This window comes from Halomonas sp. McH1-25, from assembly GCF_022348165.1.
Taxonomy (GTDB): domain Bacteria; phylum Pseudomonadota; class Gammaproteobacteria; order Pseudomonadales; family Halomonadaceae; genus Modicisalibacter.
The window spans coordinates 229,647-254,896 of record NZ_JAKRFI010000004.1; the positions used below are offsets into that span (position 1 = coordinate 229,647).

24 protein-coding genes are annotated in these 25,250 nt (G+C 62.0%); 6 read left to right on the forward strand and 18 right to left on the reverse strand.

Annotation, left to right across the window (positions count from 1 at the left end; genetic code table 11):
- Positions 1–12: 12 nt before the first annotated feature.
- The 6 genes from MHM84_RS12535 to MHM84_RS12560 all read right to left on the reverse strand — a co-directional run bounded on the left by MHM84_RS12535 (position 13) and on the right by MHM84_RS12560 (position 6,821).
- A complete protein-coding gene (locus MHM84_RS12535; RefSeq protein ID WP_239266649.1) occupies positions 13–789 on the reverse strand; it encodes an SDR family oxidoreductase in 777 nt (258 codons plus the stop codon).
- Positions 786–1,703, reverse strand: a complete 918-nt coding sequence (locus MHM84_RS12540) for an SMP-30/gluconolactonase/LRE family protein (RefSeq protein WP_239266651.1) — start codon at positions 1,701–1,703, stop codon at positions 786–788. The genes MHM84_RS12535 and MHM84_RS12540 overlap by 4 nt, the downstream gene beginning before the upstream one ends.
- 43 nt (positions 1,704–1,746) lie before the next feature.
- Positions 1,747–2,760, reverse strand: a complete 1,014-nt coding sequence (gene araH, locus MHM84_RS12545) for an L-arabinose ABC transporter permease AraH (protein WP_239266653.1) — start codon at positions 2,758–2,760, stop codon at positions 1,747–1,749.
- Positions 2,761–2,783: 23 nt separating this feature from the next.
- Complete coding sequence (gene araG / locus MHM84_RS12550; protein ID WP_239266655.1) at positions 2,784–4,277, reverse strand: L-arabinose ABC transporter ATP-binding protein AraG; 1,494 nt, start codon at positions 4,275–4,277, stop codon at positions 2,784–2,786.
- Positions 4,278–4,342: 65 nt separating this feature from the next.
- Positions 4,343–5,338, reverse strand: coding sequence for an arabinose ABC transporter substrate-binding protein (locus MHM84_RS12555; protein ID WP_239266657.1), 996 nt, complete (start codon positions 5,336–5,338; stop codon positions 4,343–4,345).
- A 283-nt stretch (positions 5,339–5,621) separates the two neighbouring features.
- Complete coding sequence (locus tag MHM84_RS12560) at positions 5,622–6,821, reverse strand: aldose epimerase family protein (RefSeq protein WP_239266659.1); 1,200 nt, start codon at positions 6,819–6,821, stop codon at positions 5,622–5,624.
- Positions 6,822–6,989: 168 nt separating this feature from the next.
- Between MHM84_RS12560 and MHM84_RS12565 the strand changes: the two genes are divergently transcribed.
- Positions 6,990–7,949, forward strand: a complete 960-nt coding sequence (locus MHM84_RS12565) for a LysR family transcriptional regulator (protein ID WP_239266903.1) — start codon at positions 6,990–6,992, stop codon at positions 7,947–7,949.
- An 11-nt stretch (positions 7,950–7,960) separates the two neighbouring features.
- On the opposite strand, the gene MHM84_RS12570 is transcribed toward MHM84_RS12565, so the two are convergent.
- The 4 genes from MHM84_RS12570 to MHM84_RS12585 form a co-directional block, all read right to left on the reverse strand.
- Positions 7,961–8,893, reverse strand: a complete 933-nt coding sequence (locus tag MHM84_RS12570) for a Gfo/Idh/MocA family oxidoreductase (protein WP_239266661.1) — start codon at positions 8,891–8,893, stop codon at positions 7,961–7,963.
- A 121-nt stretch (positions 8,894–9,014) separates the two neighbouring features.
- The gene (gene mtgA / locus MHM84_RS12575) at positions 9,015–9,719 is read right to left on the reverse strand and encodes a monofunctional biosynthetic peptidoglycan transglycosylase (RefSeq protein ID WP_239266663.1); all 705 of its coding nucleotides are present in this window, start codon (positions 9,717–9,719) and stop codon (positions 9,015–9,017) included.
- A gap of 105 nt (positions 9,720–9,824) precedes the next feature.
- Entirely contained in the window at positions 9,825–10,676 is an 852-nt protein-coding gene (gene fghA / locus MHM84_RS12580; protein WP_239266665.1) for an S-formylglutathione hydrolase, read from the reverse strand.
- Positions 10,677–10,732: 56 nt separating this feature from the next.
- On the reverse strand, positions 10,733–11,842 hold the full coding sequence (locus tag MHM84_RS12585) for an S-(hydroxymethyl)glutathione dehydrogenase/class III alcohol dehydrogenase (protein ID WP_239266667.1): 1,110 nt from the start codon (positions 11,840–11,842) through the stop codon (positions 10,733–10,735).
- Between the two features lie 139 nt (positions 11,843–11,981).
- On the opposite strand from MHM84_RS12585, the gene MHM84_RS12590 reads away from it, so the two are divergent.
- Positions 11,982–12,854, forward strand: a complete 873-nt coding sequence (locus MHM84_RS12590) for a LysR family transcriptional regulator (RefSeq protein ID WP_239266669.1) — start codon at positions 11,982–11,984, stop codon at positions 12,852–12,854.
- A 5-nt stretch (positions 12,855–12,859) separates the two neighbouring features.
- Here MHM84_RS12590 and MHM84_RS12595 read toward each other — a convergent pair whose 3' ends face one another.
- A complete protein-coding gene (locus MHM84_RS12595; protein WP_275445760.1) occupies positions 12,860–13,633 on the reverse strand; it encodes a Crp/Fnr family transcriptional regulator in 774 nt (257 codons plus the stop codon).
- A 327-nt stretch (positions 13,634–13,960) separates the two neighbouring features.
- On the reverse strand, positions 13,961–15,340 hold the full coding sequence (locus tag MHM84_RS12600) for an L-serine ammonia-lyase (RefSeq protein ID WP_239266673.1): 1,380 nt from the start codon (positions 15,338–15,340) through the stop codon (positions 13,961–13,963).
- Between the two features lie 155 nt (positions 15,341–15,495).
- Here MHM84_RS12600 and MHM84_RS12605 point away from each other — a divergent pair, with 155 nt between their 5' ends.
- Positions 15,496–16,428, forward strand: a complete 933-nt coding sequence (locus tag MHM84_RS12605) for a LysR substrate-binding domain-containing protein (RefSeq protein ID WP_239266675.1) — start codon at positions 15,496–15,498, stop codon at positions 16,426–16,428.
- Positions 16,429–16,490: 62 nt separating this feature from the next.
- Here MHM84_RS12605 and rpoD read toward each other — a convergent pair whose 3' ends face one another.
- From rpoD to rpsU, 3 genes are all read right to left on the reverse strand, one after another.
- On the reverse strand, positions 16,491–18,365 hold the full coding sequence (gene rpoD, locus MHM84_RS12610; protein WP_239266677.1) for an RNA polymerase sigma factor RpoD: 1,875 nt from the start codon (positions 18,363–18,365) through the stop codon (positions 16,491–16,493).
- A 208-nt stretch (positions 18,366–18,573) separates the two neighbouring features.
- On the reverse strand, positions 18,574–20,406 hold the full coding sequence (dnaG, locus tag MHM84_RS12615; protein ID WP_239266679.1) for a DNA primase: 1,833 nt from the start codon (positions 20,404–20,406) through the stop codon (positions 18,574–18,576).
- 125 nt (positions 20,407–20,531) lie between these two features.
- The gene (rpsU, locus tag MHM84_RS12620; protein ID WP_072819584.1) at positions 20,532–20,747 is read right to left on the reverse strand and encodes a 30S ribosomal protein S21; all 216 of its coding nucleotides are present in this window, start codon (positions 20,745–20,747) and stop codon (positions 20,532–20,534) included.
- 270 nt (positions 20,748–21,017) lie between these two features.
- Here rpsU and tsaD point away from each other — a divergent pair, with 270 nt between their 5' ends.
- A complete protein-coding gene (gene tsaD / locus MHM84_RS12625) occupies positions 21,018–22,049 on the forward strand; it encodes a tRNA (adenosine(37)-N6)-threonylcarbamoyltransferase complex transferase subunit TsaD (protein WP_239266681.1) in 1,032 nt (343 codons plus the stop codon).
- Here the strand turns inward: tsaD and plsY are convergent.
- Positions 22,030–22,653, reverse strand: a complete 624-nt coding sequence (gene plsY, locus MHM84_RS12630; RefSeq protein ID WP_239266683.1) for a glycerol-3-phosphate 1-O-acyltransferase PlsY — start codon at positions 22,651–22,653, stop codon at positions 22,030–22,032. The genes tsaD and plsY overlap by 20 nt on opposite strands.
- A gap of 86 nt (positions 22,654–22,739) precedes the next feature.
- Between plsY and folB the strand changes: the two genes are divergently transcribed.
- Both folB and folK read left to right on the forward strand, forming a co-directional pair.
- Positions 22,740–23,093, forward strand: coding sequence for a dihydroneopterin aldolase (gene folB, locus MHM84_RS12635; protein WP_239266685.1), 354 nt, complete (start codon positions 22,740–22,742; stop codon positions 23,091–23,093).
- On the forward strand, positions 23,093–23,611 hold the full coding sequence (gene folK, locus MHM84_RS12640) for a 2-amino-4-hydroxy-6-hydroxymethyldihydropteridine diphosphokinase (protein ID WP_239266687.1): 519 nt from the start codon (positions 23,093–23,095) through the stop codon (positions 23,609–23,611). Before folB ends, folK begins: the two co-directional genes overlap by 1 nt.
- 155 nt (positions 23,612–23,766) lie before the next feature.
- Here the strand turns inward: folK and MHM84_RS12645 are convergent, their stop codons facing one another.
- Both MHM84_RS12645 and glpE read right to left on the reverse strand, forming a co-directional pair.
- Positions 23,767–24,900: a polynucleotide adenylyltransferase gene (locus MHM84_RS12645; RefSeq protein ID WP_275445761.1), complete on the reverse strand. Its 1,134-nt coding sequence runs from the start codon at positions 24,898–24,900 to the stop codon at positions 23,767–23,769.
- Complete coding sequence (gene glpE, locus MHM84_RS12650) at positions 24,897–25,229, reverse strand: thiosulfate sulfurtransferase GlpE (protein ID WP_239266689.1); 333 nt, start codon at positions 25,227–25,229, stop codon at positions 24,897–24,899. The genes MHM84_RS12645 and glpE overlap by 4 nt, the downstream gene beginning before the upstream one ends.
- Positions 25,230–25,250 lie beyond the last annotated feature (21 nt).

Sequence of the window (25,250 nt, forward strand, 5' to 3'; positions counted from 1 at the left end):
CGTCAGTACATCTCAATCGTGATAGACCGCACTGCGCCCCCCATCGACAGTGATGCAGCTGGCATTGATGAAGGGAGCTTCGTCGGAGGCCAGGAAGACAGCGGTCATGGCGATTTCTTCGGGGCGGCCCAAGCGCCCGGGTGGCAACAACGCTTCGACCTGCGCCAGCGCTGCGGCCGGGTCATCGAAACTCTGCCAGTGGGCATCGACGGCCGAGGTCGCGATATACCCCGGCGCGATGGCGTTGACGCGCACGCCCTGTGCAGCATATTCGATGCCTAACGCTCGGGTCAGGCCGAGCAGGCCATGCTTGGCGACTGGATAGGGAAAGCAGCCCTTGATGATCGAGAAGGCATGCGTCGAGGCGATATTGACGATGGCCCCAGCGCCTTGTGACAGAAAGTCGGGCAGCACGGCACGACTGCAGTGCCAGGCCCCTTCGAGATCGATCGCCATGCACTGCCGCCAAGCCTCGTCGGGCATGGCCAATGGCTCGTGGAAGACGTTCCGCCCTGCATTGTTGATCAGCGTCGTTAGCGGCCCAAAGGCGCGGCGAGCCTCGTTCATGGCGGCCTCCACCGAGGTCCGCTCGGCAATGTCGCACTCGATGGCGACGGCCTCGTGACCGGCGTCGGTCAGTGACTCGGCCAGCCGTTGCGCGCCCGGCAAATCGATATCGGCGAGGCACACGGCAGCGCTCTGCTCGGCACAGGCCCGAGCGATGGCGGCGCCGATCCCTGCAGCGGCACCCGTCACGAAAATACGCTTGCCTTGCAGTCGGCGTGTCATGCGCTCAGATCGGTGACGGACGCTGGCGATACTGGGCATCGGAATGTGGCCGACGACACGCCTTTCACTCCCACCCTCACCCGAAACAGCGCCCCTGCCAGCGCCTCGCCGTCTCGCTCGGTGGCGGCAGTGGTAATATAGAGCTGATTCAGGTCGCGACCGGCAAAGGTGCAGGACGTCACCCGCGATGCCGGGATGGGGATCGTCTCGTCCAGCCGGCCTTCCGGCGTAAAGCGGCTCACGCGACCACCGTCCCAATGGGCGACCCAGAGCCCGCCTTCGGCATCACAGGTCATACCGTCGGGGCAGCCCTGCGTGCCCGAAAAAGTAATATGCTTGCGCTTGCCGGTCAGCTCGCCCTCAGGAGTAACATCGAAGGCATAGATGACCCGGCTGGGCGTGTCGCTGTGGTAGAGCGTAGTGCCGTCGGGGCTGACCGCCGGTCCATTGGCGACACGGTAGCCGCCGTCGACCTTGACGACGCCCCGTTCATCGAGACGGTAAAGTGCCCCCGTGGCCCGTTCGGCGGCATCGTCCATGGAGCCGAACCAGAGCCGTCCCCAACGGTCGGCCTTGGCATCGTTGTAACGATTGCCGGGCGGTTCGCCGTCGGGTGTCGCCCAGGCGCTCACGATGCAGGGTCCATCCTCATCGACGCGCAGATGAACCAGGCGTGAGCGCAGCCCGGCGATGAAACCATCCCCGTCGCGGCGCGCCACCAGCCAGCAGCAGGGTTCCTCGAGCGACCAGCTACGCGTCTGGCCCGAGGCGATATCGTGGGCATGCAACTGTCCCCCCAGGATATCCACGAAGAGTACTTCGCCCTGCTCGCCCCGCTCGGGACACCACACTGGCCCTTCACCAAGCTGGGCGCGACCTGCCCATACGCATTCGACGGATTGGATGACAATCATGTCGCTTTCCTTTGAACCTGCAATCAGGGTGAGTGTCAGCTCCTTATGCCTTGGCTCGCCGAGTCTGTTTCCAGCGATCGAACATCACCGCCAGCAGCAGAATCGCCCCGCGCACCAAGTACTGATAGAACGTCGGCACGTTGAGCAGGCCCATGGCATTCTGCACGCAGCCCATGATCAGTACGCCGACCAGCACGCCGGTGATCGACGCCACCCCACCGGACAGCGACACGCCCCCCAGCACACAGGCCGAGATGACGGCAAGTTCCAGTCCCAACGAGGTGTTGGGATCGCCAAGGCCCATGCGTGAGGTCAGCAGCACCCCGGCAATGCCGGCAACCACGCCCTGCAGCGCGAACACGGTAATCTTGAGTCGGCGCACGTTGACCCCGGCCAGGCTCGCCGCCTCGGCGTTGCCGCCGGTGGCCAGCACGTTGCGCCCGAAAGCGGTCATGTTGAGCAGTACGCCGAAGATCACGAAGCACACGATCATCGTCCACACCGGCAGGGTCAGGCCCAGGAAGGAGGCGCTGCCCAGCTCGAAGAATCCCGGCACGGTGATCATCACCGCGTCGCCGCCGGAGGTGATGTAGGCCAGGCCGCGCACGAACTCCATGGCCGCCAGGGTGGCGATCAGCGAGTTGATGCCGAAGCGCGCCACCACGAAACCGTTGAAGGCGCCGACCGCACCGCCCGCGGCCACGCCGCCGAGCACGCCGATGACCACGCTGCCCGAGGTCGAGGTGATGACCGCCGCCACGACGCCGGCGAAGGCGACGATCGAGGCCACGGACAAATCGACCTCGCCCAGTGCCAGCACCATCATCATGGTCGTGGCGATAGTGCCTATCAGCGTCACCGAGAGCAGCAGGCCGACAATGTTGCGCCCGGTCAGGAAGTCGGGCACCAGCACCGACAGGCCGATGAACAGCAGAATGAAGATGGCGATCAGGCCCGAGGTGTCGAGCAGGGTACGCAACGCCTTGGGCATGCCCGTACGGCCTGACGTGTCGCCGCTCGACGCCGTGCCGGCCTTGGCCAATTTTTCGGTAGACATGGTCTTGTCCTCTTCGAAGCGGATCAGGCCGGCAGCGCCAGCCCCAGGAGACGTTCTGGCGTGGCCTCGTCGCGAGGCACGATGTCGATCAGTTCACCGTCGCGCATCACGCCGACCCGGTCACAGATCGAGCTGACCTCGGCAAGATCGCTGGAGATCACCACCACGCTCTTGCCTTGCTCGGCCAAGTCGTAGAGCAAGGAGTAGATGTCGCGGCGGGCGCCGACATCGATGCCGCGAGTCGGCTCGTCCATCACGAACAGCTCGATCTCTTCGGCGAGCCAGCGCGCCAGGATGACCTTCTGCTGGTTGCCGCCCGACAGCGTGCTGATGCGGGTCCTGGCATCAGGCGTCTTGATGCTCAACTGGCGGATGTAATCGTTGGCGTTGGCGATTTCCCGCCCGGGATGGCGGAACACGCCCCAGCGCTGGAAGAAACGCCGGCAACTGATGTTGAGGTTGTCGGCGACACTGGCCACCGGGAAGATGCCCTGCGACTTGCGATCCTCGGGACACATGGCGATGCCGGCCCGGATGGCCTCGCGGGGGCTGGCGAAGCGTCGCTCCTCGCCGGCGAAGCGCACCACGCCCGCGCTGGCCTTTTCGACGCCACAGACCAGGCGCATCAATTCGCTGCGCCCGGCACCGACCAGCCCGAACAGGCCCAATACCTCGCCACGCCGGACCTCGAAGCTGACCGGCTTGCGCACGCCGCGCCCAAGCAGGCCCTCGACGCGCATCAACGGCTCGCCCGTCCGGCGCGACCGGTAGCCGTAGACATCCTCGATCTCGCGTCCGACCATCTCGCTGACCAGAATGTCGTTATCGATATCCTCGAGCGACTCATGAGTACGGATATGCTTGCCATCACGGAACACGGTGACGGCGTCGCACATCTCGAAAACTTCTTCCATGCGATGGGTGACATAGAGCACCACGCGTCCTTCGTCGCGCAGGCGCGCCACGATGCGCTTGAGATGTCGCGTTTCCTGTACCGAGAGGCTGCTGGTGGGCTCGTCGAAGGCGATGATCCGCGCGTCGCGCAACAGGGCTCGACCGATCTCGATCATCTGCTGCTGGCCAATCGACAGGTCGCGCACCTTGGTCGAGGGATGTATCCCCTCCTCGCCCAGATCGTGCAGCACCTTGACGGCACGCTCGCGCAATTGACGACGGTCGATGAAACCACGCCGCTCAGGCAACTGACCGAGCAGCAGGTTTTCGGCCACCGACAGGTTGGGCGACAGGGTCAGTTCCTGGTAGATGATGGCGATACCCTGCGCCAGAGCTTCACGCGCGTTGGCGAAGACGTGCCGCTCGCCATCGATCCACAGTGCCCCGCCAGTGACCTTGTTGACGCCACTTAGCACCTTGAGCAGTGTCGACTTGCCGGCGCCGTTCTCGCCCATCAAGGCGTGTACCTCACCCGACTTGACACCGAAGCTGACACCGTCGAGTGCACGCACACCGGGAAACTCGACGGTAATGCCGTCGACGCGAAGATAGGGTTCGCTCATGGGATGACTCCGCTGGAGTGAGACAGGTCCCGCCCATGGAATGCCGAGCCATGGGCGGATGGGCGCTACAGGTTCAAGTCCTTGCGTACCTGTTCCCAGTTGTCTCGGGTCATCAGGGTCCCGGTGGTTTCGGTGTTGGCCGGTGGCTTCTCGCCCTCGCTGATCCACTGGTAGAGATTCTCTGCGGTCTGCTGCCCATGCATGGTGGAGCTCACTGCCACGGTGCCATGGAAGCCGGTGGGCTTCTCGCGGGAGAACTCGGCAAACGCCGCCCCGGAGCCGTTGATGCCCACGCCGATGACCTGGTCGGGACTCAGGCCATACTGCTCGCTGGCACGTACACCACCCAGTACGCTTTCCTCGTTGAGCGCATAGATGACCCAGTGTTCATAATCGCCATTCTTGGAGAGCACCGGCGAGGCCGCCGCAAAGGCACTGCTGGTATCGGTATTCTGCTGCGGCGCATCGAAGATGTTGGCTTCCTTGAAGCCGGATTCGAGCAGCGCCGCAGTAGCGCCGTCGGTACGCTCCTTGGCGGTGGGCAGCTCGTAGTTGGTAATGCGCAGTGCAGCGACATTTTCGGGGTCCCAGCCACGCGCTTTCATTTCCTCGGCGATGGCATTGCCGACCTGCTGGCCGATCTTGTAGCCCGACATCCCCAGGTGCGGCACGTCTTCCATGGGCTGGCCATCGGGCCCGACGAAGCGATCGTCGACCGTCACGACCTTCATGCCGTACTGCTCGGCGCGGTTCATGATCGCCGGCCCCAGACGCACGTCAGGCGGACAGATCACGAAACCCTGAGCGCCTTGGGAATTCAGGTTATCGATGGCGCTGAGGACCTGCTGGCCGTCTTCCCCGGCTAGCCTGACCACGTCGAAGCCCATCTCTTCGCCCAACTGGGTGGCGGCATCCTGTTCATTGATGAACCAGGCCTGCTCGGGTTTCTTGACGATAAATCCTATCTTGACGTCGTCTTCGGCGGCGTGTGCGGCACTGAACGAGCCGAGTGCCAGCCCAACACCAAGCACCAGGCGGGAAAGGGAATGAGTGAAAGACATCAGGCGAGCTCCTTTGCCCCGCAGGGCATTCTTGTTTTGCAGAACGACATGAGCATGTCGTTGTTACGTTGCTGACAATAGATAACGCCTAGATAACCAACCAATACCCCTTTCCGGAAACCGCCATATACATACCGATATCCCTGAATGAGAAGCCCTTATGTCATGGGCAATGCGTGGCTTATGTGCAAGAGCACCTTGCGACTAAAGTATTCTCAGTCTTTTGGCGAGTCACAAAAAAGCCGGTGGCAAATAGTCCACCGGCTCATGTGCCGAGAACGATCTAGTCGCTGTTTTTTGGGGAAGACTGGGTAGAAAACCGGTAGATCGTATGGGATTGATAGCTTTCGCCAGGACGCAAAATCGTCGAGGGAAATTCTTCCTGATTGGGTGAATCAGGGAAATGCTGGGTTTCCAAAGCCAACCCCGATCGATGCTCGTAGGGCTCGCCCTGCTTACCGGTCAGCCGGCCATCGAGAAAGTTACCGGAATAGAACTGGATTCCCGGCTCGGTGGTTTCCACTTCCAGCATTCGTCCGCTGTCCGGCTCCCAGACCCGGGCCGCCAGTACCGATTCGTCGCTCTGGGGCGATTCACGCTTGATTACGAAATTGTGATCGTAACCCTTGCCGAAGGCCAGTTGCCGGTTGTCCTGTTCGATGCGTTCGCCGATCGGTGTCGGCTCGGTAAAATCGAAGGGCGTTCCGGCGACCGGCCTGATTTCGCCAGTGGGAATCAACGTTTCGTCCACTGGCGTGAAGGCCTCGGCATTGATCATCAGACGATGATCGAGGATGCTGCCGCTGCCTTCACCGTCGAGGTTGAAGTAGCTGTGCTGAGTCAGGTTGACCGGTGTCGGCTTCGTCGTCGTGGCGCGGTAAGCAATGTCCAGCGCATCGGCATCGGTCAGGGTGTAGGTGACCTCGGTCTCGAGCCTGCCCGGATAGCCTTCTTCTCCGTCGGGGCTGACGTAGGAAAGAACGACGCCAACACCGCTCTCATCATCGAAAGGCTTGGCGCTCCACAGCACCTGATCGAAGCCTCGGTTACCGCCATGAAGATGATTGTCGCCATCGTTGGTTGCCAGTTGATAGCGCGTACCTTCCAGAGTGAATTCGCCTCCGTCGATACGGTTGCCGTAGCGACCGATGAGCGCGCCGAAATAGGGGTTGGCCTGACGATAGGTCTCGGACAGGTAGCCTTCAAGAGAGTCGAAACCCAGCACGATATCGTCGAAATTTCCCTGGGCATCGGGTGTCTTCAACGACACGATGATACCACCGTAATTGATGACACGCATCGTGATGCCATTGGCGTTGGATAGCCGATAGACGTCGACGGTACGGCCGTCGGGAAGCTGGCCGAACGTCGACTTTTCGATGCCCCGTACTGAGCTGCTATCATCATTGGCTTGCGCTATGTTTAGCAGGCTAGCCATGCCAGCCGTTAGTGCTAGCCATGGTAAGGTCGTGAGTCGAAACATGAGGTAGGGCTCCTGTCTGCCGGTCGGGCATTGCGTGGCTATTGCCGCTCTGGGAGTAGAGACGCACTGCGTTTTTTACGGTAGACGGCCGAGGGAGGACTCACTAATCACTCTATTTATAAAAACAGATACCACAATGGCTATCGACCAATGAGCAGAAAGCACACGATGGGGGCGCTGCCGCCCGACTGGTTTCTTCGCGTAAGACTAAAGTTACGCCATTTACAGTTGTTTCTTGCCCTGGACGAGCATCGCAACCTGCACCGCGCCGCGGCCAGTCTGTCGATGAGCCAGCCGGCGGCTTCCAAGCTGCTCGGCGATCTTGAAAATCAGTTGGGTGTGGCCCTGTTCGACCGCCATTCACGCGGGGTCACACCCAACTGGTATGGTGAGATCATGGTCCGTCATGCCCGCAGCATCCTCTCCGAGCTGCATCACACCGGTGACGAACTCAACGCCCTGCGTGATGGCAACGCCGGTGTCGTCTCGGTGGGCACAGTGATGGCGCCGGCGGTCACCCTGCTGACCAGCGCCATCGAGCGTGTCCATCGCGACCTGCCGGGGCTCAAGGTGCGTGTCGATGTGGACGTCAGCAAGGCACTGATTCCGCGCCTGCTACAAGGCGAGTTCGACTTCGCCATCACGCGTATTCCGGAGGGATTCGCCCCGGAGCATTTCGTGTTCGAGGAAATCGGCGAAGAGGAAATCTGCTTCGTCTGCCGGGAAGGCCACCCACTGGCGGGCAAGGCGCAGCCGACGCTGGCGGACATGGTGGCCTACCCGTGGTCGTTGCAGCCACCGGGCGCCTTGATGCGTCAACGGGTCGAACACCTGCTGATGCATCACGGTATCGACGCGCCTGACCGGATCGTGGATACGCCCGATGTGCTGGTGTCACTGGCTCTGGTCGCCAAGTCGGATACCCTGACGCTGACCACGCGCGAAGTCGCCGACCTGCTATGCGCCCCCCAGCGTTTTCGCGTCCTGCCTTTCACCGAGACGCTCAGCGTTCAGCCCTATGGCCTGGTCAGCCTGCGCAAGCAGCGCCTGTCCCCCGGCGCCGCCGCGCTGATGAGCACGTTGCGCGAGATCATTGCCCATCAGCGCCAGATGGCCGTACCTATCTAGCCGTTGGCCAGTTAGCCCTCGTCGTGGAAAGCCGCCACCGTCTCGCGACGCCCCAGCAGGAAGGCATCGGCGACATGACGTAGCGGCGCCACATCGACCTCACTCTCGCAACGCGCAACGAGTTCGGCGAAACGCGCGTAGAGCCCCGGATATTCCTGCTCCGGCGCCTCATGCTCCAGGCGGTCATCGACGAACATCTGGCTGCCCCCCTTGCGCAAGGCCAGGTTGCCCTCATCGGTCTCGATGTGGATATCCCAGGTCTGCGGGCCGGTCTGCAGAAAGTCGAGATCCGCCGTGATCGGCGTGTCCTCACTGTCGCTGAAGCGAAGGTTGGCGGCGATGGGCGCCTGGCAGTTCTCGGGCACTTGCAGGGTACCTTCACGCAGGAAGAAGTTGCGCGGCAGGATCGCGGTAACGATCGACAGGGCGTTGATGGCTGGATCGAACACCCCCATGCCGCCCGGCTCCCAGATCCAGTGCTGCCCCGGGTGCCAGACGCGCACGTCCTCCTTCCACTCGATATGAACCTTGCGGATCCGGCGTGAGGCCAGCCACTGCCGGGCCGGCTCGACGGCCGGGGCATGACGCGAATGCCAAGTCGCGAACAAGCTGCCCGACGAGGCCTCGGCGAGTTGCGCCAGATCCTCGACCTCGCTCAGCGTGGCACCCGGCGGCTTCTCCAGCATCACGTGCTTGCCGGCACGCAGTGCCTGACGGGCCTGGCCGTAACGCACGGTGGGCGGTGTGCACAGCGAGACGGCATCGAGTTCCGGCATGCCTTCCAGCATCTCGTCGAGCGTCGCGAAGTTGGCAACCCCCTCCTGGGAGGCGTTGCGGCTGGCCACGGCGACGAGGTCGAAGTCGGGATTGGCCGCCAGGGCTGGTAGATGCTGGTCGCGGGCGATCTTGCCCAGACCGACGATACCGATCTTGATGGGGGGCATGTCCTGTTGCCTTATGTGGTGGAAAACGTCCCGACACCATAGCGGTCCCGTGCCGCCAGGGCCAATAACCGTTCGGCCATGCGTTCATGGCCGTATCGCTATCGCTTCGCCCACGACCCGGCTAGAGGCGCTCGAGGTAACGCGTCCCGCCCAACTGACGCATCTGGCGCTGAATCCATTGGCTGCGTTGCAGCACGTACGACGAAGGTCGAGAAGCACTCCACTCGCGGGGATTGGGCAGGATGGCCGCCAACCGGCTGGCCTGGCTGACGCTTAGCTCGGCGGCAGAAACGCCGAAGTAATGTCTAGCGGCCGCTTCGAGCCCGAACACGCCGCTGTCCCACTCGGCAATGTTGAGATAGACCTCGAGAATGCGCTCCTTGGGCCACAACAGCTCGATGAGTACCGTGAACCAGGCTTCCAGCCCCTTGCGCAGCCAGTTGCGCCCGGTCCACAGGAACAGGTTCTTGGCCGTCTGCTGGGAGATGGTACTGGCGCCGCGCAGACTATCGCCGGAGCGCCAGGCCATCAGCGCCCGGCGCATCTGATCGAAGTCGAAGCCATGATGCTGGGGAAATTTCTGGTCCTCGGCCGCGATCACCGCCAGCTTGGCCTGATCGGACAGGCGCTCCCATGGCGTCCAGTCATGCTGAATGTTCAGCGACTGCGCCGAAAACCACGCCTGGAACTTGCGCTCGACCATCACCATCGAGCCGAAGACCGGCACGACGCGCAGCAGCAGTACCAGCAGCACCGACACGACAACGAAGCCGACAATGGCGATGAGAAAATAGCGGAGCGCCCGGCGCGGCCAGTCCTGCGTCATGTCTTGGTCTCTTATCGGTGTTGGACGCACCCAGTATAACAATGCCGGCCATGGGTTCGGCAGAGCCACCCACAGCCGGCATCGATACGCCTACCGACGTTGAGACTACTTCTTCAGATACTTGGCGTGATAACGCAGATGTTCCTCGATAAACGTCGCGATGAAGTAGTAGCTGTGGTCGTAGCCCGGCTGGCGGCGCAAGGTCAAAGGATGGTCATGGGTCTTGCAGACCGTTTCCAGGCGTTCGGGCTTGAGCTGTTCCTCGAGGAACTGGTCGGCCTCGCCCTGATCGATGAACAGCGGCTGACGCGAGGCGCCTTTTGCCACCAGTTCGCAAGCATCGTACGGTCGCCAGTCGCCGCGCTCCTCGCCCAGGTAGTTCTCGAAGGCCTTGTGCCCCCAGGGGGCATCCATCGGATTGACGATCGGTGCGAAGGCCGACACCGAGGAGAAGCGTCCCGGCTGACGCAGCGCCAGCACCAGTGCGCCGTGCCCGCCCATCGAGTGGCCGCTGATCGACTCGCGTCCATTGACCGGAAAATGCTGGCGTACCACCGACGGCAACTCGTCGTTGACGTAATCGTACATCCGGTAGTGGCGCGCCCACGGCTCGCGCTTGGCGTTGAGATAGAACCCCGCACCCGAGCCGAAGTCGTAGCTGTCGTGTTCGCCGGGCAGGTCCAGGCCACGCGGACTGGTATCGGGACAGACGATGGCGATGCCCAGTTCGGCAGCGACGCGCTGGGCGCCGGCCTTCTGCATGAAGTTTTCGTCGGTGCAGGTCAGCCCCGATAGCCACCACAGCAGCGGCACCTTGCCCTCTTCCGCCTGGGGCGGCAGATAGATCGAGAAGGTCATCTCGCAATCGAGCGCCCGGGCGTGATGCTTGTAGCGCTTGAGCCAGCCGCCAAAACACTTGTTGGCGGAGACCAGCTCCAACGTCTCGGTCATGGTCATGCGTCCTCCTTGTCTGGCGACGTACCGGGCGCCGCACAGGCGGCGCCCTTCCCTGTTCAGTAGTGAAGCACGGTACGAATGCTCTTGCCCTGATGGAGCAGGTCGAAAGCCTCGTTGATCTTCTCGAAGGGCATGTCGTGAGTGATGAACTCGTCGATCTTGATCTTGCCGTTCATGTAGTCGTCGACGTAGCCGGGCAGCTCGCTGCGCCCCTTGACACCGCCGAACGCCGAGCCCTTCCAGACACGCCCGGTGACCAACTGGAACGGGCGCGTGGAGATTTCCTCGCCGGCACCGGCCACGCCGATGATGATCGACTCGCCCCAGCCCTTATGGCAGCACTCGAGCGCCGAACGCATCACGTTGACGTTGCCGATGCACTCGAAGGAGTAATCGACACCGCCATCGGTGAGGTCGACGATGACCTGCTGAATCGGGTCTGAATGGTCCTTGGGATTGACGAAGTCGGTCGCGCCGAACTGACGCGCCAACTCGAACTTGTCGGGATTGACGTCAATGGCGATGATACGCGAGGCCTTGGCCATCTGTGCGCCCTGAATGACCGCCAGGCCGATGGCGCCGAGGCCGAACACGGCAACGGTCGAGCCGGGCTCGACCTTGGCGGTGTTGAGCACGGCACCGATGCCGGTGGTCACGCCGCAGCCGAGCAGGCAGATCTTGTCCAGCGGCGCTTCCGGCGAGACCTTGGCCAACGACACTTCCGGCAATACCGTGTACTCCGAGAAGGTCGAGGTGCCCATGTAGTGATGAAGCATCTTGCCATCGAGCGAGAAGCGCGAGGTGCCGTCGGGCATCACCCCCTTGCCCTGCGTGGCGCGTACCGAGCTGCACAGGTTGGTCTTGCCCGACAGACAGAACTTGCATTTGCCGCACTCGGCGGTATAGAGCGGAATGACGTGATCGCCGGGCTGCAGGCTGGTCACGCCCTCGCCGACTTCCTGCACGACGCCGGCCCCTTCATGACCGAGCACCGAGGGGAACAGCCCTTCGGGATCGGCGCCGGACAGGGTGAATGCATCGGTGTGGCATACGCTGGTCGCGGCCATGCGCACCAGGACTTCGCCGGCCTTCGGCCCTTCGACGTCGATCTCGGCGAGTTCCAGCGGCTTGCCGGCTTCCAGGGCAATGGCGGCACGGGATTTCATCAAGCGCTCTCCTAACAATGGCATAATGACAGTGCCCGCGCAGACAGCGCGGGACGGAAGGCAATGCCTCCAGTCTAGGCGAGATCCGACCCTGCGATAAATGGGGCCGGCGTCACAAGATTATTGCCAGGGAGCAACAATGCAGCGCTGGGATCGTATCGAAGCGTTCAGCGAAGTCGTCAGACTCGGCAGCTTTTCGGCTGCCGCCCGGCACCTGCGAGTCTCCGCCTCGCACGTCAGCCGGCTGGTCGCCCAGCTCGAGAATCAGCTCGGTAGCCAATTACTCTATCGCACCACGCGTCGGCTTCGCCTGACCGATGCCGGAGCCGTGTATTACGACTATTGCCGCCATCTCTTCGATGGATTTCGAGATGCGGAAGCCGCGATCAACGATCTGCAGTCTTCTCCCCAAGGCGTACTCAAGCTGACCTCGGCAACCACGTTCGGCGAGCGTTACATTGCGCCGCTGGTCAACGCTTTCCAGCGTTTGCATCCCCAACTGGAGGTACGCATGCATTTCACCAACCGGCAGGTCGACCTGATCGACGAAGGTTTCGATGTCGCCATTCGCATGGGCGTGCTCAAGGATTCCAGCCTGATCGCCCGTCGCCTGTGCGAGCGTCGCGAATACGTGGTCGGGTCAAAGGCGTATTTCGCTCAGGTGCCACGTCCGCACAGCTTGGCGGAGTTAGCCGGCCATCGGTGTCTGGTGGGCTCGCGGGACTACTGGCTATTCGAGGTCGAGGGTCAGCGGCGTGAGGTAAGAGTCAACGGACGCTGGCAAGCCAACTCGGGACCTGCCCTGCTGGACGCCGCCCTGAAAGGGCTCGGGCTGGCGCAGTTGCCCGATTATTACGTCGAGGAACATCTCGCCAGCGGCAGTCTGATATCGGTACTCGACAACCTACAGTTCACGGGTACGGCCGTCTGGGCGGTCTATCCACGTCATCGCCACCTGTCGCCCAAGATTCGACAGTTCATCGACTACCTGAGCGAGAATTTTCCCCGATAGAGCGATCAGTCCGCTGAGGACGTGCGAGGCTTTCCCGGCATCGTTTCCTCATTCCAGGCAGCCGTTCCCGCCAGCATATGCGACTGCCACGCCCGATCGAAGAACAGGGCGGGCACCGCATCGTTCAGGTAACTACCATCGAACTCCGCCACCAGGGCCAGCGCCTCGGGATCGGGCAGCGTGACACGGTGTCGATCACGCAACACCAAGCCTTCTTCACGAAACGCCGTGAATGTACGGCTGACATGCACGGCACTGAGGCCCAGGATGTCGCCCAGTTGCTCCTGGGACAGCGGCAGACGAAAGCGCCCATTGTTGACGGCCCCGATGCGCTCCAGACGCAGGAACATTTCGTAGAGAAAATGCGCCAGTCGCTGTTGCGCCGTTCGCCGGGCCAGGTAGATCAGACGCTCGGTCAGTATCGCCTGCTGACGGCAGGCTATGGCGAAAAGGCCAGCCGTCAGTGCCGTGGATTTGCGAAAGATTTTCAATAAATGTTCATGGGAAAAGGGGCTGACAATGCCATCGTCTATCATTGCCACGCCAGCCAGGCGATTCGAGAAAGCGAAGTCGCGCATGCCTATGATGTCCCCGGGCAGATAGACCTTGAGTATCTGCCGGCTACCATCCCCCAAGTTGCGAAAGGAATAGGCCCATCCCTGGCTGATGGTGCAGAATTGATCGACTTTGCTGTTTTCCTGCCAGATGATGTCTCCGGCATTCACCTTGATGGGATTTTGCTCCAACTCGAGCAGGAGAACCTTTTCTTTCTCAGACAAAGAACAATGCTGCTTGAATTGTTGGACGATAGCACTGTCTTGCAGGTTCACGTTCAGATGATCTCCGGTCAGTTGACACCCCGCAAGCGCGTAAACGCTTGCGTGGCAGCTCTGACACATTCTGTATCATCTGTATATTTGGTTTAATAACCTAAGTTAGCCAGATACGCATGAGCTACAAATTCAACCCCGGCAAGGACTTATTCAACGCCCCCGCATCTTGTTAACCGGCCGACCCTCATGCCCTTGTTAGCCATAAACATCAACGACGCCAGCGCAGACGCACGATTTAGTCGAATCGAATCGTCCGGTTAACCCAGGCGTTGGCTAGCATTCGATGGCATTTACCGCCAGACCACCCCGTGAGGTCTCCTTGTATTTGTCCTGCATGTCGCGTCCGGTATCGCGCATGGTGCGAATTGCCTTGTCGAGCGAAATGAAATGCTCACCGTCGCCACGCAGCGCCATTTGTGCCGCATTGATTGCCTTCACCGCAGCGATGGCATTGCGTTCGATGCAAGGCACCTGGACCAAGCCACCTACCGGATCGCAGGTCAGCCCCAAATTATGTTCCAGGCCGATTTCGGCGGCGTTCTCCACCTGAGCCGGCGAGGCCCCCATCACTTCGGCCAGCCCGGCGGCGGCCATGGCGCACGCGGAACCGACCTCACCCTGACAGCCGACTTCCGCGCCCGAGATCGAGGCATTTTTCTTGCACAGGATGCCTACCGCTCCAGCCGCCAGCAGAAAATCGACCGCATCCCGCTCGCAGGCCCCCTGCTGGAATTTCATGTAGTAGTGCAGCACGGCCGGCACGATGCCCGCTGCACCATTGGTGGGTGCCGTGACCATGCGCCCCCCGGCCGCGTTCTCTTCGTTGACCGCCAGGGCAAAGACATTGACCCAATCCATGGCCGAAAAGGTCGAAGCGATCAGGCTGGTATCGTCTTCGGCCGCCAGCAGGCGCTGGTGTAGCTTGCGAGCACGCCGGCGCACATTGAGCCCTCCCGGCAGGATGCCTTCATGAGAGACGCCATTGTCCACGCACTCGCGCATGGCCTCCCAGATGCGCCAAAGACCGGCGCGGATCTCGGCTTCGTCACGCCAGGCCATCTCATTGGCCAGCATCACTTCACTGATGCGCATCCCATGCATGCGGCACAAGGCCAGCAACTCTGCCGCCGAGTTGAAGTCGTAAGGCAACGCGGTGGTATCGGTGTCCAACTCGCCCGCCTGGGCCTGACGCTCATCGATGACGAAACCGCCGCCCACCGAGTAGTAGGTGTTGCGATAGAGTTCATCTGCGTGACCATGGGCAACCAGGGTCAGTGCATTGGGATGATGGGGCAGGCACTCGTCGTGCCATTGCATGTCACGCGCCCAGATGAAGGGAATCGCCCAGCGATTGTCGAGCATCAGCGTCTGTGCCTCGAGCAACTCCTCGATGCAGGGGCCGACGATCGACGGATCGATCCGGTTCGGACGCTCGCCCATCAGTCCCATGATCACGGCCTGGTCGGTGCCGTGCCCTGCCCCGGTCGCCGACAATGACCCGTAAAGATGCACCTCGACCCGCGCGACACGTTCCAGAAGATCGCGCTCATGCAAGACCGTGACGAAATCGCAGGCCGCGTGCATGGGTCCTACCGTGTGCGAGCTGGAGGGTCCGATTCCGATCTTGAACAGGTCGAATACACTGATGGCCATAGTTGTTCTCCTCGACGTGCCAGCGGCAAGAGTGCCCTAACGGATCAAAATGACTAAAGCGCTTCGCTTAGCGATGCGATTGACTCCTAGGATGGCGATCGGTTATACGGACAACAACCCATAATATCTTGCCTTGGATTTAGAATAACTAAACCATGACCCGCCATCTCAACGCCCAGACCCATGCCTGGCTGAAGGTGTTCGCCATCAGTGCACGCCATCTGTCGTTCACACGTGCCGCCGAGGAGCTGCACGTCACGACCGGCGCCGTGAGCCAACAAGTCAAGCAGCTGGAAGCGCGCCTGGGTTTTCGGCTGTTCCGGCGACTGCCTCGCCAGTTGGAGCTAACCGACGAGGGGCATCGGCTCGCCCGGGTCGTCGATGAAGCCTACCAGGCGGTCGGTCTCGAGGTCAGACGCCTGAGATCGGGGGTCATGAGTGGGATTCTGAGGCTGCGTTCGGTGCCCTCATTCCTCGCCAAGTGGCTCATGCCGCGCTTACCGAGACTGCAGGCACGCTTTCCCGATATCGAGCTGCATATTGCCGCCGAGGACAGCAACATTTCACTGCGCGATGGCGATTTCGACTTGGCCATCGACTTGAACGACGGCCACTATCCGGGCCTACAGATTACCCTGCTGATGGATGAGGTCATCTTTCCGGTGTGCGCTCCCGCCCTGTTGCGGGGCAGGCCGCCCCTACACCGCCCCGAGGATCTGGCCTATTATCCGTTGCTGCACGACGTGACGGCCTGGCGCGGCAGCCATGACTACGCCGAATGGGAACATTTCCTGCACGCTATCGAGGCCCCCCACGTCAACGTGCGACGAGGCTACACCTTCAATCGCAACCAGCTGACCATGGAGGCCGCCACCGATGGCATGGGGGTCGCCATCGCGCGGCGCACCCTGATTACCGACGAACTAAGAACCGGAAAGCTGATCGCCCCCTTCCCTCAGCGTGTTGCTACGGGCAAGCACTACGGCATCGTCTATCGACAGGGCGCGCTTGACGACCGTCGCGTTCAGGCCGTGCACGACTGGATCGTGGAGGAGGCGCGGCGCAGCGCCACGAACCAGACGAGCTAAGTCCCAACGAAAACGCCCGCAAGCCGAAGCTTGCGGGCGCGTTTGCCCAAGAAGGGCGGAGCTTATTCGTCAAGGAACGAACGCAGCGGCTCGGAGCGCGACGGATGACGCAACTTGCGCAGCGCCTTGGCCTCGATCTGACGGATACGCTCACGGGTGACATCGAACTGCTTGCCGACTTCCTCAAGGGTGTGGTCGGTATTCATGTCGATCCCGAAGCGCATGCGCAGCACCTTGGCTTCGCGTGCGGTCAGGCCGCCCAACACGTTACGCGTCGCCTCGATCAAGCCTTCGCCAGTCGCGGAGTCGATCGGCAGGATCATGGTGCTGTCTTCGATGAAATCGCCCAGGTGCGAATCGTCGTCGTCACCGATGGGCGTTTCCATGGAGATCGGCTCTTTGGCGATCTTGAGCACCTTGCGGACTTTGTCCTCGGGCATCTCGAGACGCTCACCCAGCTCTTCGGGCGTCGGCTCACGCCCCATCTCCTGAAGCATCTGCCGCGATACGCGGTTGAGCTTGTTGATGGTCTCGATCATGTGCACCGGAATACGAATGGTGCGCGCCTGATCGGCAATGGAGCGGGTGATGGCCTGACGAATCCACCATGTGGCATAAGTCGAGAACTTGTAACCGCGCCGATACTCGAACTTGTCGACGGCTTTCATGAGACCGATGTTGCCTTCCTGGATCAGATCGAGGAACTGCAGCCCACGGTTGGTGTACTTCTTGGCGATCGAGATGACCAGACGCAGGTTGGCCTCGACCATTTCCTTCTTGGCACGCCGCGCCTTGGCCTCGCCGATCGACAGGCGCCGATTGACTTCCTTGATGTCGGATACCGGCAACTGGACCAGTTGCTCCTCGAAGGCGATCTTGCGCTGGGCACGCTGGATATCGCCACGAAACGGCTCGAGACTGCCGGCAAACTTCGGGTTGTCGGCAAGAAAAGCGTCCAGCCAGTCCTGATTGGACTCGTTGCCCGGGAACGTGTTGATGAAGGTCTTGCGGGGCACCTTGCCACGCTTGACGAACACCTGCAGGATGGATTTTTCCTGGTCTCGAACCTGTTCGACGCTAATCCGCACCTGGCCTACCAGGCGTTCGAAATGCTTGGGCACCAGCTTGATCGGCGAAAACAGCTCCGCCAGGCGTGCCTGCTCGGCAATGGCCTCAGGCGATTTCAGCCCATGCTTGGCCACGGCCGCCTTGACCGCCTCGTTCTGCTCACGGATCTGCTCGAAGCGCGCTCGCGCTTCCTCGGGATCCGGTCCACCTTCGTTAGCGTTAGTATCGTCTTCTTCGCTATCGTCGGACTCGTCGTCGCTATCGTCGCCGCCATCCGCCTCGGTATCGTCGAGATCGTCGCTGACCGGCTCCTCGGCAGGTTCGGCCTCGGCCACGCCGGGAATCCCCTCGTCGGGATCGATGAAGCCGGAAAACAGGTCGGATAGGCGCCCCGGCATTTCCTCGTCCTGGGTCGCATCGTAGGCTTCCAGGATGGATTCCACGGCACCGGGCAAGTACGCCAGCGCCGACATCACCTCGCGTGTGCCTTCTTCGATGCGCTTGGCGATCGCAATTTCGCCTTCCCGAGTCAACAGCTCGACGGTCCCCATCTCGCGCATGTACATGCGCACCGGATCGGTGGTCCGGCCGACATCGCTCTCCACGGCCGCCAGCGCCGCCACCGCTTCCTCGGCGGCAGACTCGTCAGTGGAGTGGTCGGACATCATCAGGGTATCTTCATCGGGGGCTTCTTCAACGACGCTGATACCCATGTCGTTGATCATGCCGATGATGTCTTCCACTTGGTCCGGGTCGGCGATATCCTCTGGAAGGTGGTCGTTGACCTCGGCATAGGTCAGGTAGCCCTGCTCCTTGCCGCGTGCGATCAACTCCTTCAGGCGTGACTGCTGCTGAGCATTTCCAGCCATAGAAACCCTATCTCGACGAAGAAGAATGAAGTACCTGAACGCAAGGCGATGAAAAATTCATAAGCCTGCAATTATAGCGGCTTAGACATATAGTCCGCCAGCACTCTATTTGCGCTGTCATCCAGGTATGTTAGTTTGTTCGGTTACGCTCGTTTGCCGATACCACCTTAAATGGAGATGGTAGGCGACAATTCAACCCCCACGCCAATTAACGCGCACCGGGGGCCTTGAGCGTCACCAGCAGCTCCATGAGCCGCCGTTTCTCGTCCCTGGAGAGTTTCTCGCCGGCTTTCTCCCTGGCCAGCAAGGCATCGAACTCGCTTTGCGGAGTGTGCTGAGCCAAACGCTGGCGAAAATGGGCCACCAACCCATCGAGCTCGGTGGCACGCGCCGCGCGCGGAATCAGCAATTCACGCCGGGCCAGCTCGTTCAGACGCTGCCCCTCCTCGGTCCCCTGAAAATGCGCCAGCAGTACCTGCATGTTGCGGTAGCGGCCGGCACGCAGCAGACGAATGACTTCGCGACACAAGCGTCCGTCATTATCGTTATCGGCACACCAGTCGAGTTCTTCAGGCAGATGTTCCACCAGTCCCGGCTCATGCACCAGCAATTGTAGCGTACGCGCCATCAGGTCGAGAGCGTTGCTCTGACGCCGGGACCGCACCGGCACCGATTCTTCGGCATAGAGCGACTCATCCGGCGGCACATCGACCGGCATCGCAAGCTCTGCCGGCTCCGGCGTCTTGAGCAGCGCCTTGAAACGCCCCTGCTCGACCCCTGTACGCGACGCCAATTCACTCAGCAACAGCGACTTGAGCACGCCTTCCGGCAAACGTTCCAGCGCCTTGAGAACCGCCGTAGCGAAACGTTCGCGCTCCTCGACACGCTGCAGGTCGCGCCCCTCCGCTGCCTGCTCGAACAGAAACTCTGATAGCGGGCTGGCACAGACGATGCGATCGGCGAACGCCTCCGGCCCCTCGCGCCGGACCAGGCTATCCGGATCCTCGCCCTCGGGCAGGAACAGAAAACGCGCCTGTCGCCCATCGATCATCAGCGGCAACACGGTCTCCAGCGCACGCCGCGCTGCCTGACGACCGGCATTGTCGCCATCGAAGCAGAACACCACTTCGCCCACCAGGCGAAACAACCGATTGAGATGGTCCTCGCTGGTCGAAGTGCCGAGCGTAGCCACGGCGTTGCGAATGCCGAACTGCGCCAACGCCACCACGTCCATATACCCTTCGACAATCACCAATCGATCCAGTTGCCGGTTGGCCTGGCGCGCCTCATACAACCCGTACAGCTCGCGCCCCTTATGGAAGACCGGCGTCTCGGGAGAATTGAGATACTTGGGCTTGGCATCGCCCAGCACACGACCGCCGAAAGCGATGGTGCGCCCCTTCCAGTCGCGAATCGGAAAAATCACCCGATTGCGAAACCGGTCATAGCTGCGACCGCTGTCCTCGCGCTGCACGAGCAGGCCATACTCGATCTGAACGGCATCGGAAATGCCATGACCGGCAAGATGGCGCTTGAGCGCTTCCCAGTCATTGGGCGCATAGCCGATGCCGAAGTCACGCACGATCTCCTGCGACAAGCCACGCCGCGACAGGTAATCGCGCGCCTGGCCGCCCTCGCTCATTGCCAGGCGTTCGCGAAAGAACGACGCCGACAATTCGAGCAGGTTGACGCCCTGTTGACGCTTTTTCTCACGCGCCTGAGCCCGTGGGTCGTCGGCCCCTTCGCGCGGCACCTCCAGCCCTTGGCGCGACGCCAGTTGCTCGACCGCGTCGGGAAAGCGCAGATTGTCATACTCCATCAAAAAACGCAGGGCGTTGCCGTGGGCACCGCAGCCAAAGCAGTGATAGAACTGCTTGTCCTGACTGACAGTGAACGAAGGCGATTTTTCCTGATGAAACGGACACAGCCCGGAGTAATTTTTTCCGGCCTTCTTTAACTGGACGCGCTCGCCAACCACCTCGACCACGTCGACGCGGGCAAGCAAGTCATCGATGAAGCGCTGAGGAATCTGACCGGCCATGCTGGGCTCTGACGCGTCGTGGGCAAGAAAACGGCACCGGGACAACAGCGGGCCAAAAACAAGCGGCCACCGTATGGCGGCCGCTTGGCGTCCCTCTGAGGTAGAGACTCTACCTCAAGTACGGATCAATATAGCCGTTCGAAACGCTTGCGCTCACGCTGCAGCTTCTTGGCGTGACGCTTGACGGCCGCCGCAGCCTTGCGCTTGCGCACGGCAGTCGGCTTCTCGTAGTTCTCGCGACGACGAACCTCGGAGAGGACGCCAGCTTTCTCGCAGGAACGCTTGAAGCGACGCAGAGCGACGTCGAACGGCTCGTTATCGCGTACTTTGACAGAAGGCATTAAGCACTCACCTACCTTGAAATCATGAGTTCGGTTTGTACGTACACCTTGGCCCGTGGATCACACCTTGACCTGCCCACCCAGTGGACAACGGACAAAGTGAACATTCGAAGACGATCTGACGGGAATCCGGGTGCACGACCCAGTCTTGCAGAGTCAGGTATTCTAGTCGCCGTTACAGCCCTTTGCAAATTCATTGTTCCGCCCCTGCCGTCCTGTCGGCAATCGGCGTAAAATGGCGCCCTTTTCCAGGATCGATGAGCCAACACCATGCGCGTACTGGGGATCGAAACCTCCTGCGACGAGACCGGCGTCGCCATTTACGACACCGAACGTGGGCTGCTGTCCGATGCACTCTACAGTCAGGTCGCCATGCATGCCGAATACGGCGGCGTAGTGCCCGAGCTGGCTTCCCGCGATCATACCCGCAAGCTGCTGCCGCTGATCCAAGACGTGCTGGATCAGGCCGGCCTGTCTCGCCACGACCTTGATGGCGTCGCCTACACGGCCGGCCCCGGCCTGGTGGGCGCGCTGATGGTCGGCGCCTCGACAGCGCACGGAATGGCCCGGGCACTCGGCATTCCGGTACTCGGCGTGCATCATATGGAAGGCCATCTGCTCGCTCCCATGCTCGAGGACACGTCTCCCGAGTTTCCCTTCGTCGCCCTGCTGGTCTCCGGCGGTCATACGCAACTCGTCGAAGTTCACGGCCTGGGCCGTTACCGGCTGCTCGGCGAGTCGGTCGACGACGCGGCCGGCGAAGCCTTCGACAAGACCGCCAAGATGCTCGACCTGGCCTACCCCGGCGGTCCCGAAGTGGCGCGACTGGCCGAACACGGCAATCCCCAGCGCTTCCGCTTTCCGCGGCCGATGACCGACCGTCCGGGACTGGACTTCAGTTTTTCGGGCCTGAAGACCCACACCCTGACGACGCTCAATTCGCTACGCGAAAGCGACCTGCTCGACGCCCAAGGCCGCGCCGACATTGCCCGCGCCTTCGAGGAAGCCGTGGTCGATACGCTGGTCATCAAATGTCGGCGTGCCCTCGATCAGACCGGGCTCAAGCGCCTGGTGGTAGCCGGGGGGGTCAGCGCCAACTCACGCCTGCGCGAACGCCTGGGCGCCGAAGTCGCCAAACGCGGTGCCAGGGCGTATTACCCCCGTGGTCGCTTCTGTACCGATAACGGGGCGATGATCGCCTACGTAGGCGCCCAGCGCCTGCTTGCCGGAGAACGCGACGGCGAGGCCATGCAGGCCGTACCGCGCTGGCCGCTGGATCGGCTCACTCCTCCCGCCGCCTGAGTTTACCGTCGTTCAGGGGAGGTTCCTCGCCGCGCCCCAGGCGCTGAATGTTCCAGACATGGCGCAGCACGACCAGCAAGGCGAAGACGATCACCACCCACACATAATCCCGGGCCAGCCACACGCTGGCCAGTGGGGCCAGCAGCGCGCTGGCCAGCGAGGCGATGGCTGCGGTGCGTACGCGCCAGGCCAGCAACGCCCAGCAGGCGGCACACAGCAACGCCACGGTCGGTGTCAGCATGAGCAGGACCCCGAATGCACTGGCCACCGCCTTGCCGCCACGCCAACGATGCCATATCGGATAGCTGTGCCCCAACAGTACGCCCAGCCCGACCACCCCCTGCGCCCAGGCCGGCAGGCCGCCGCCCTTGGCCAGCCACAGTACCGGTACCGCCTTGCCGGCATCGAAGAGCAGCGTCACCAGCGCCAGGCGCTTGCCGTACAGGCGCAGCACGTTGGAAAATCCCGGGTTGAAGGAGCCGCGCAGGCGCGGGTCCGGCAGACCACGCAAGCGGCACACCCATACCGCCCCCAGGCAGGCGCCGCACAGGTACGCCATGAGCGTCAGCAGGGTAGTATGCGTGACAAGAGCGGCAAGCGGCATGGCAGTATCCGGACAAGGGGCCAATCCATGATTCTGCCAGCTTGGTGCATTACAATCGAAGTTTTAACCATGACCGAGGGTAGCGTGTGGATCGCGTGCTGATCGAAGGATTGAGCGTGGAGACCGTCATCGGTGTCTACGACTGGGAACGCACCATTCGGCAGCGTCTCGAACTGGACCTGGAACTGGCTACCGACATTCGTCCTGCAGCGGCAGGCGACGACTTGGCCCAGACGCTGAACTATGCCGCGATCAGCGAACGGATCGGCGAGTTCGCTGCATCCAGCCGCTTCGAGCTGGTGGAGACCTTTGCCGAACGGCTCGCGGCACTGCTGCGCGAGGAGTTCGCCGTTGCCTGGTTGCGCCTGACGCTGCGCAAGCCCGGCGCCGTGGCCAATGCCAGGGCCGTCGGTGTCAGTATCGAACGGGGTGAGCGCTGATGGCGTTGGTAGTGGTCAGCATCGGCAGCAATATCGAGCGTGAACACCACGTTCAGACCTGTCTCGATGCGTTGTATGCCGAGTTCGGTGAGCTGCAGATATCTCGCGTCTTCGAAAGCGAGCCGGTCGGTTTCGAAGACGGGCGCAACTTCTTCAATCTGGTGGCGGCCTTCGAGAGCGAGGCCGGGGTCGGCGAGTTACAGGCGTGGTGCAAGCGTCTGGAATTCGCCAATGGCCGGCGCAAGGACAGTCCCAAGTTCAGCCCACGCACGCTGGATGTCGACCTGCTTACCGTCGATGCATTGCGTGGCGATATCGATGGGGTCGAGCTGCCACGCGACGAGATCGTCAAGCACGCCTTCGTGCTGCGGCCCCTGGCCGAGCTGTTGCCGGAGCATCGTCACCCGATCAACGGCGAACGCTACGCCAGCCTGTGGGCCGATTTCGATACCGATTCTCAGCGCCTGTGGCCGGTGGACTTCGTCTGGCAGGGCCGGCACATTTCCCACGCCAGCTAAGCTCTGTCTGAAAAATCGGTGAGCGATGGCCAGACAAGGCAAAATTGGCGAAAAAGCGGAGTTTACGCGGTGTAAATGAGCATTTTGAGCCGATTTTTAACGCCGTGTGGGCGAGCGCAGGCATTTTTCAGACAAAGCGTAAGGCTCAAGGGCTGTCAGCCTTCGTTCAGGCCGGCCTCGATGGCCTGTCGACGGCGCCGGGCCAGCTCCTGGCCCAGTGCCGCGCCCCGATAACCTTCATCCAGTAATTGGCGCGGCGACACTTGCTGCGCTTGCTGCCAGGCTAAGCGAAGAGACTCGGCCAAGGACGGATCGAAAAGCCCTGCCAGCCTCAACAACGGCTCGACGCGCTCCTCACGTCGCCAAGCGTCTATGGCATTCAGCCAGCGCAGGAGTCGTTCGCCGCTCGGCGCCTGTCGCTCGGCCTCACAACACAGGTCGCGCGTCAGGGCCGCCTGACGCGCCAGGTCACGCCAAGCATTGGGGACCCGCAATCTGTCTTGCAGGGCATCTCGCGCGGTTTCTCCGAGGTGCTCGCACAACCGTGCCCAGCGCCACTGAGGCACGGATTCCCCGGCTTCAGGCAGCCGGTCGAGACGTGACAGCGCCTCATTCAGTGCATCGTCATCGACGGCCAGCTCCGGCATCAGTTCGCCCAGCGCATGGCACCCATGGAGGCTCCGGAAATAGGCTTGGGGACACGGCTCGCCCAGGGCCTTCTCGGTCTCCTGCCAGACCCGCTCGGCGACGAGATGGCGTATCTCGCCGCTGTCGGCCAGACACCGCATCAGCGTCAGCGTCTCGTCGGCGATACGAAACCCCAGCTCCTGATAGCGAGCCAGGAAGCGTGCCGTGCGCAGCACACGCAGCGGATCCTCGACGAAGGCCTGCGAGACATGACGCAGCCGCCGCGCCTCGAGGTCGCGCTGGCCGTGAAAGGGGTCGATCAGCGTCCCGCCAGGGGTTTCGGCCATGGCGTTGATCGTCAGGTCGCGACGCGCCAGGTCCTCCTCGAGGGTCACTTGCGGACTGGCATGTACCACGAACCCGGTGTAGCCATGCCCCTGCTTGCGCTCGGTACGCGCCAGTGCGTACTCCTCATGGGTCTCGGGGTGCAGGAAGACGGGGAAATCGCGCCCCACCGGTCGGAAGCCACGTCGCCGCATTTCTTCAGGCGTGCTCCCGACCACCACCCAGTCCTGGTCGACCACCGGCCAGCCGAGCCGGGCATCGCGTACGGCACCGCCGACGCGATAGACCTGCAGACCATCGACATGAGGATCGCTCATGACTGGCGCATCACGCGCTGCGGATGACGATGCTCCCAGTCGGTGAAGCCACCATCCAGACTATAAACGTGCGAGAACCCCTGTCCGGCCAGCCAGGTGGCCGCCTGTTGGCTCGAGTGGCCGTGATAGCACACCACAACCATGGCCCGATCGCGGGGCGACTCGTCGAGCAGAGTGCCGACGGTGGCATTGTCCAGATGGCGGCTGCCGGGAATGTGGCCGCGGGCATAGCTCAACGGATCGCGAATATCCACTAGCGTCAACGGCTTCGCCTCGTCCAGCCAGGCTTTCAGCGTCACGGGATCGAGATGTTCGAACGCTTGGGTCATGGTGTCTCCGTTGCAAGAGTG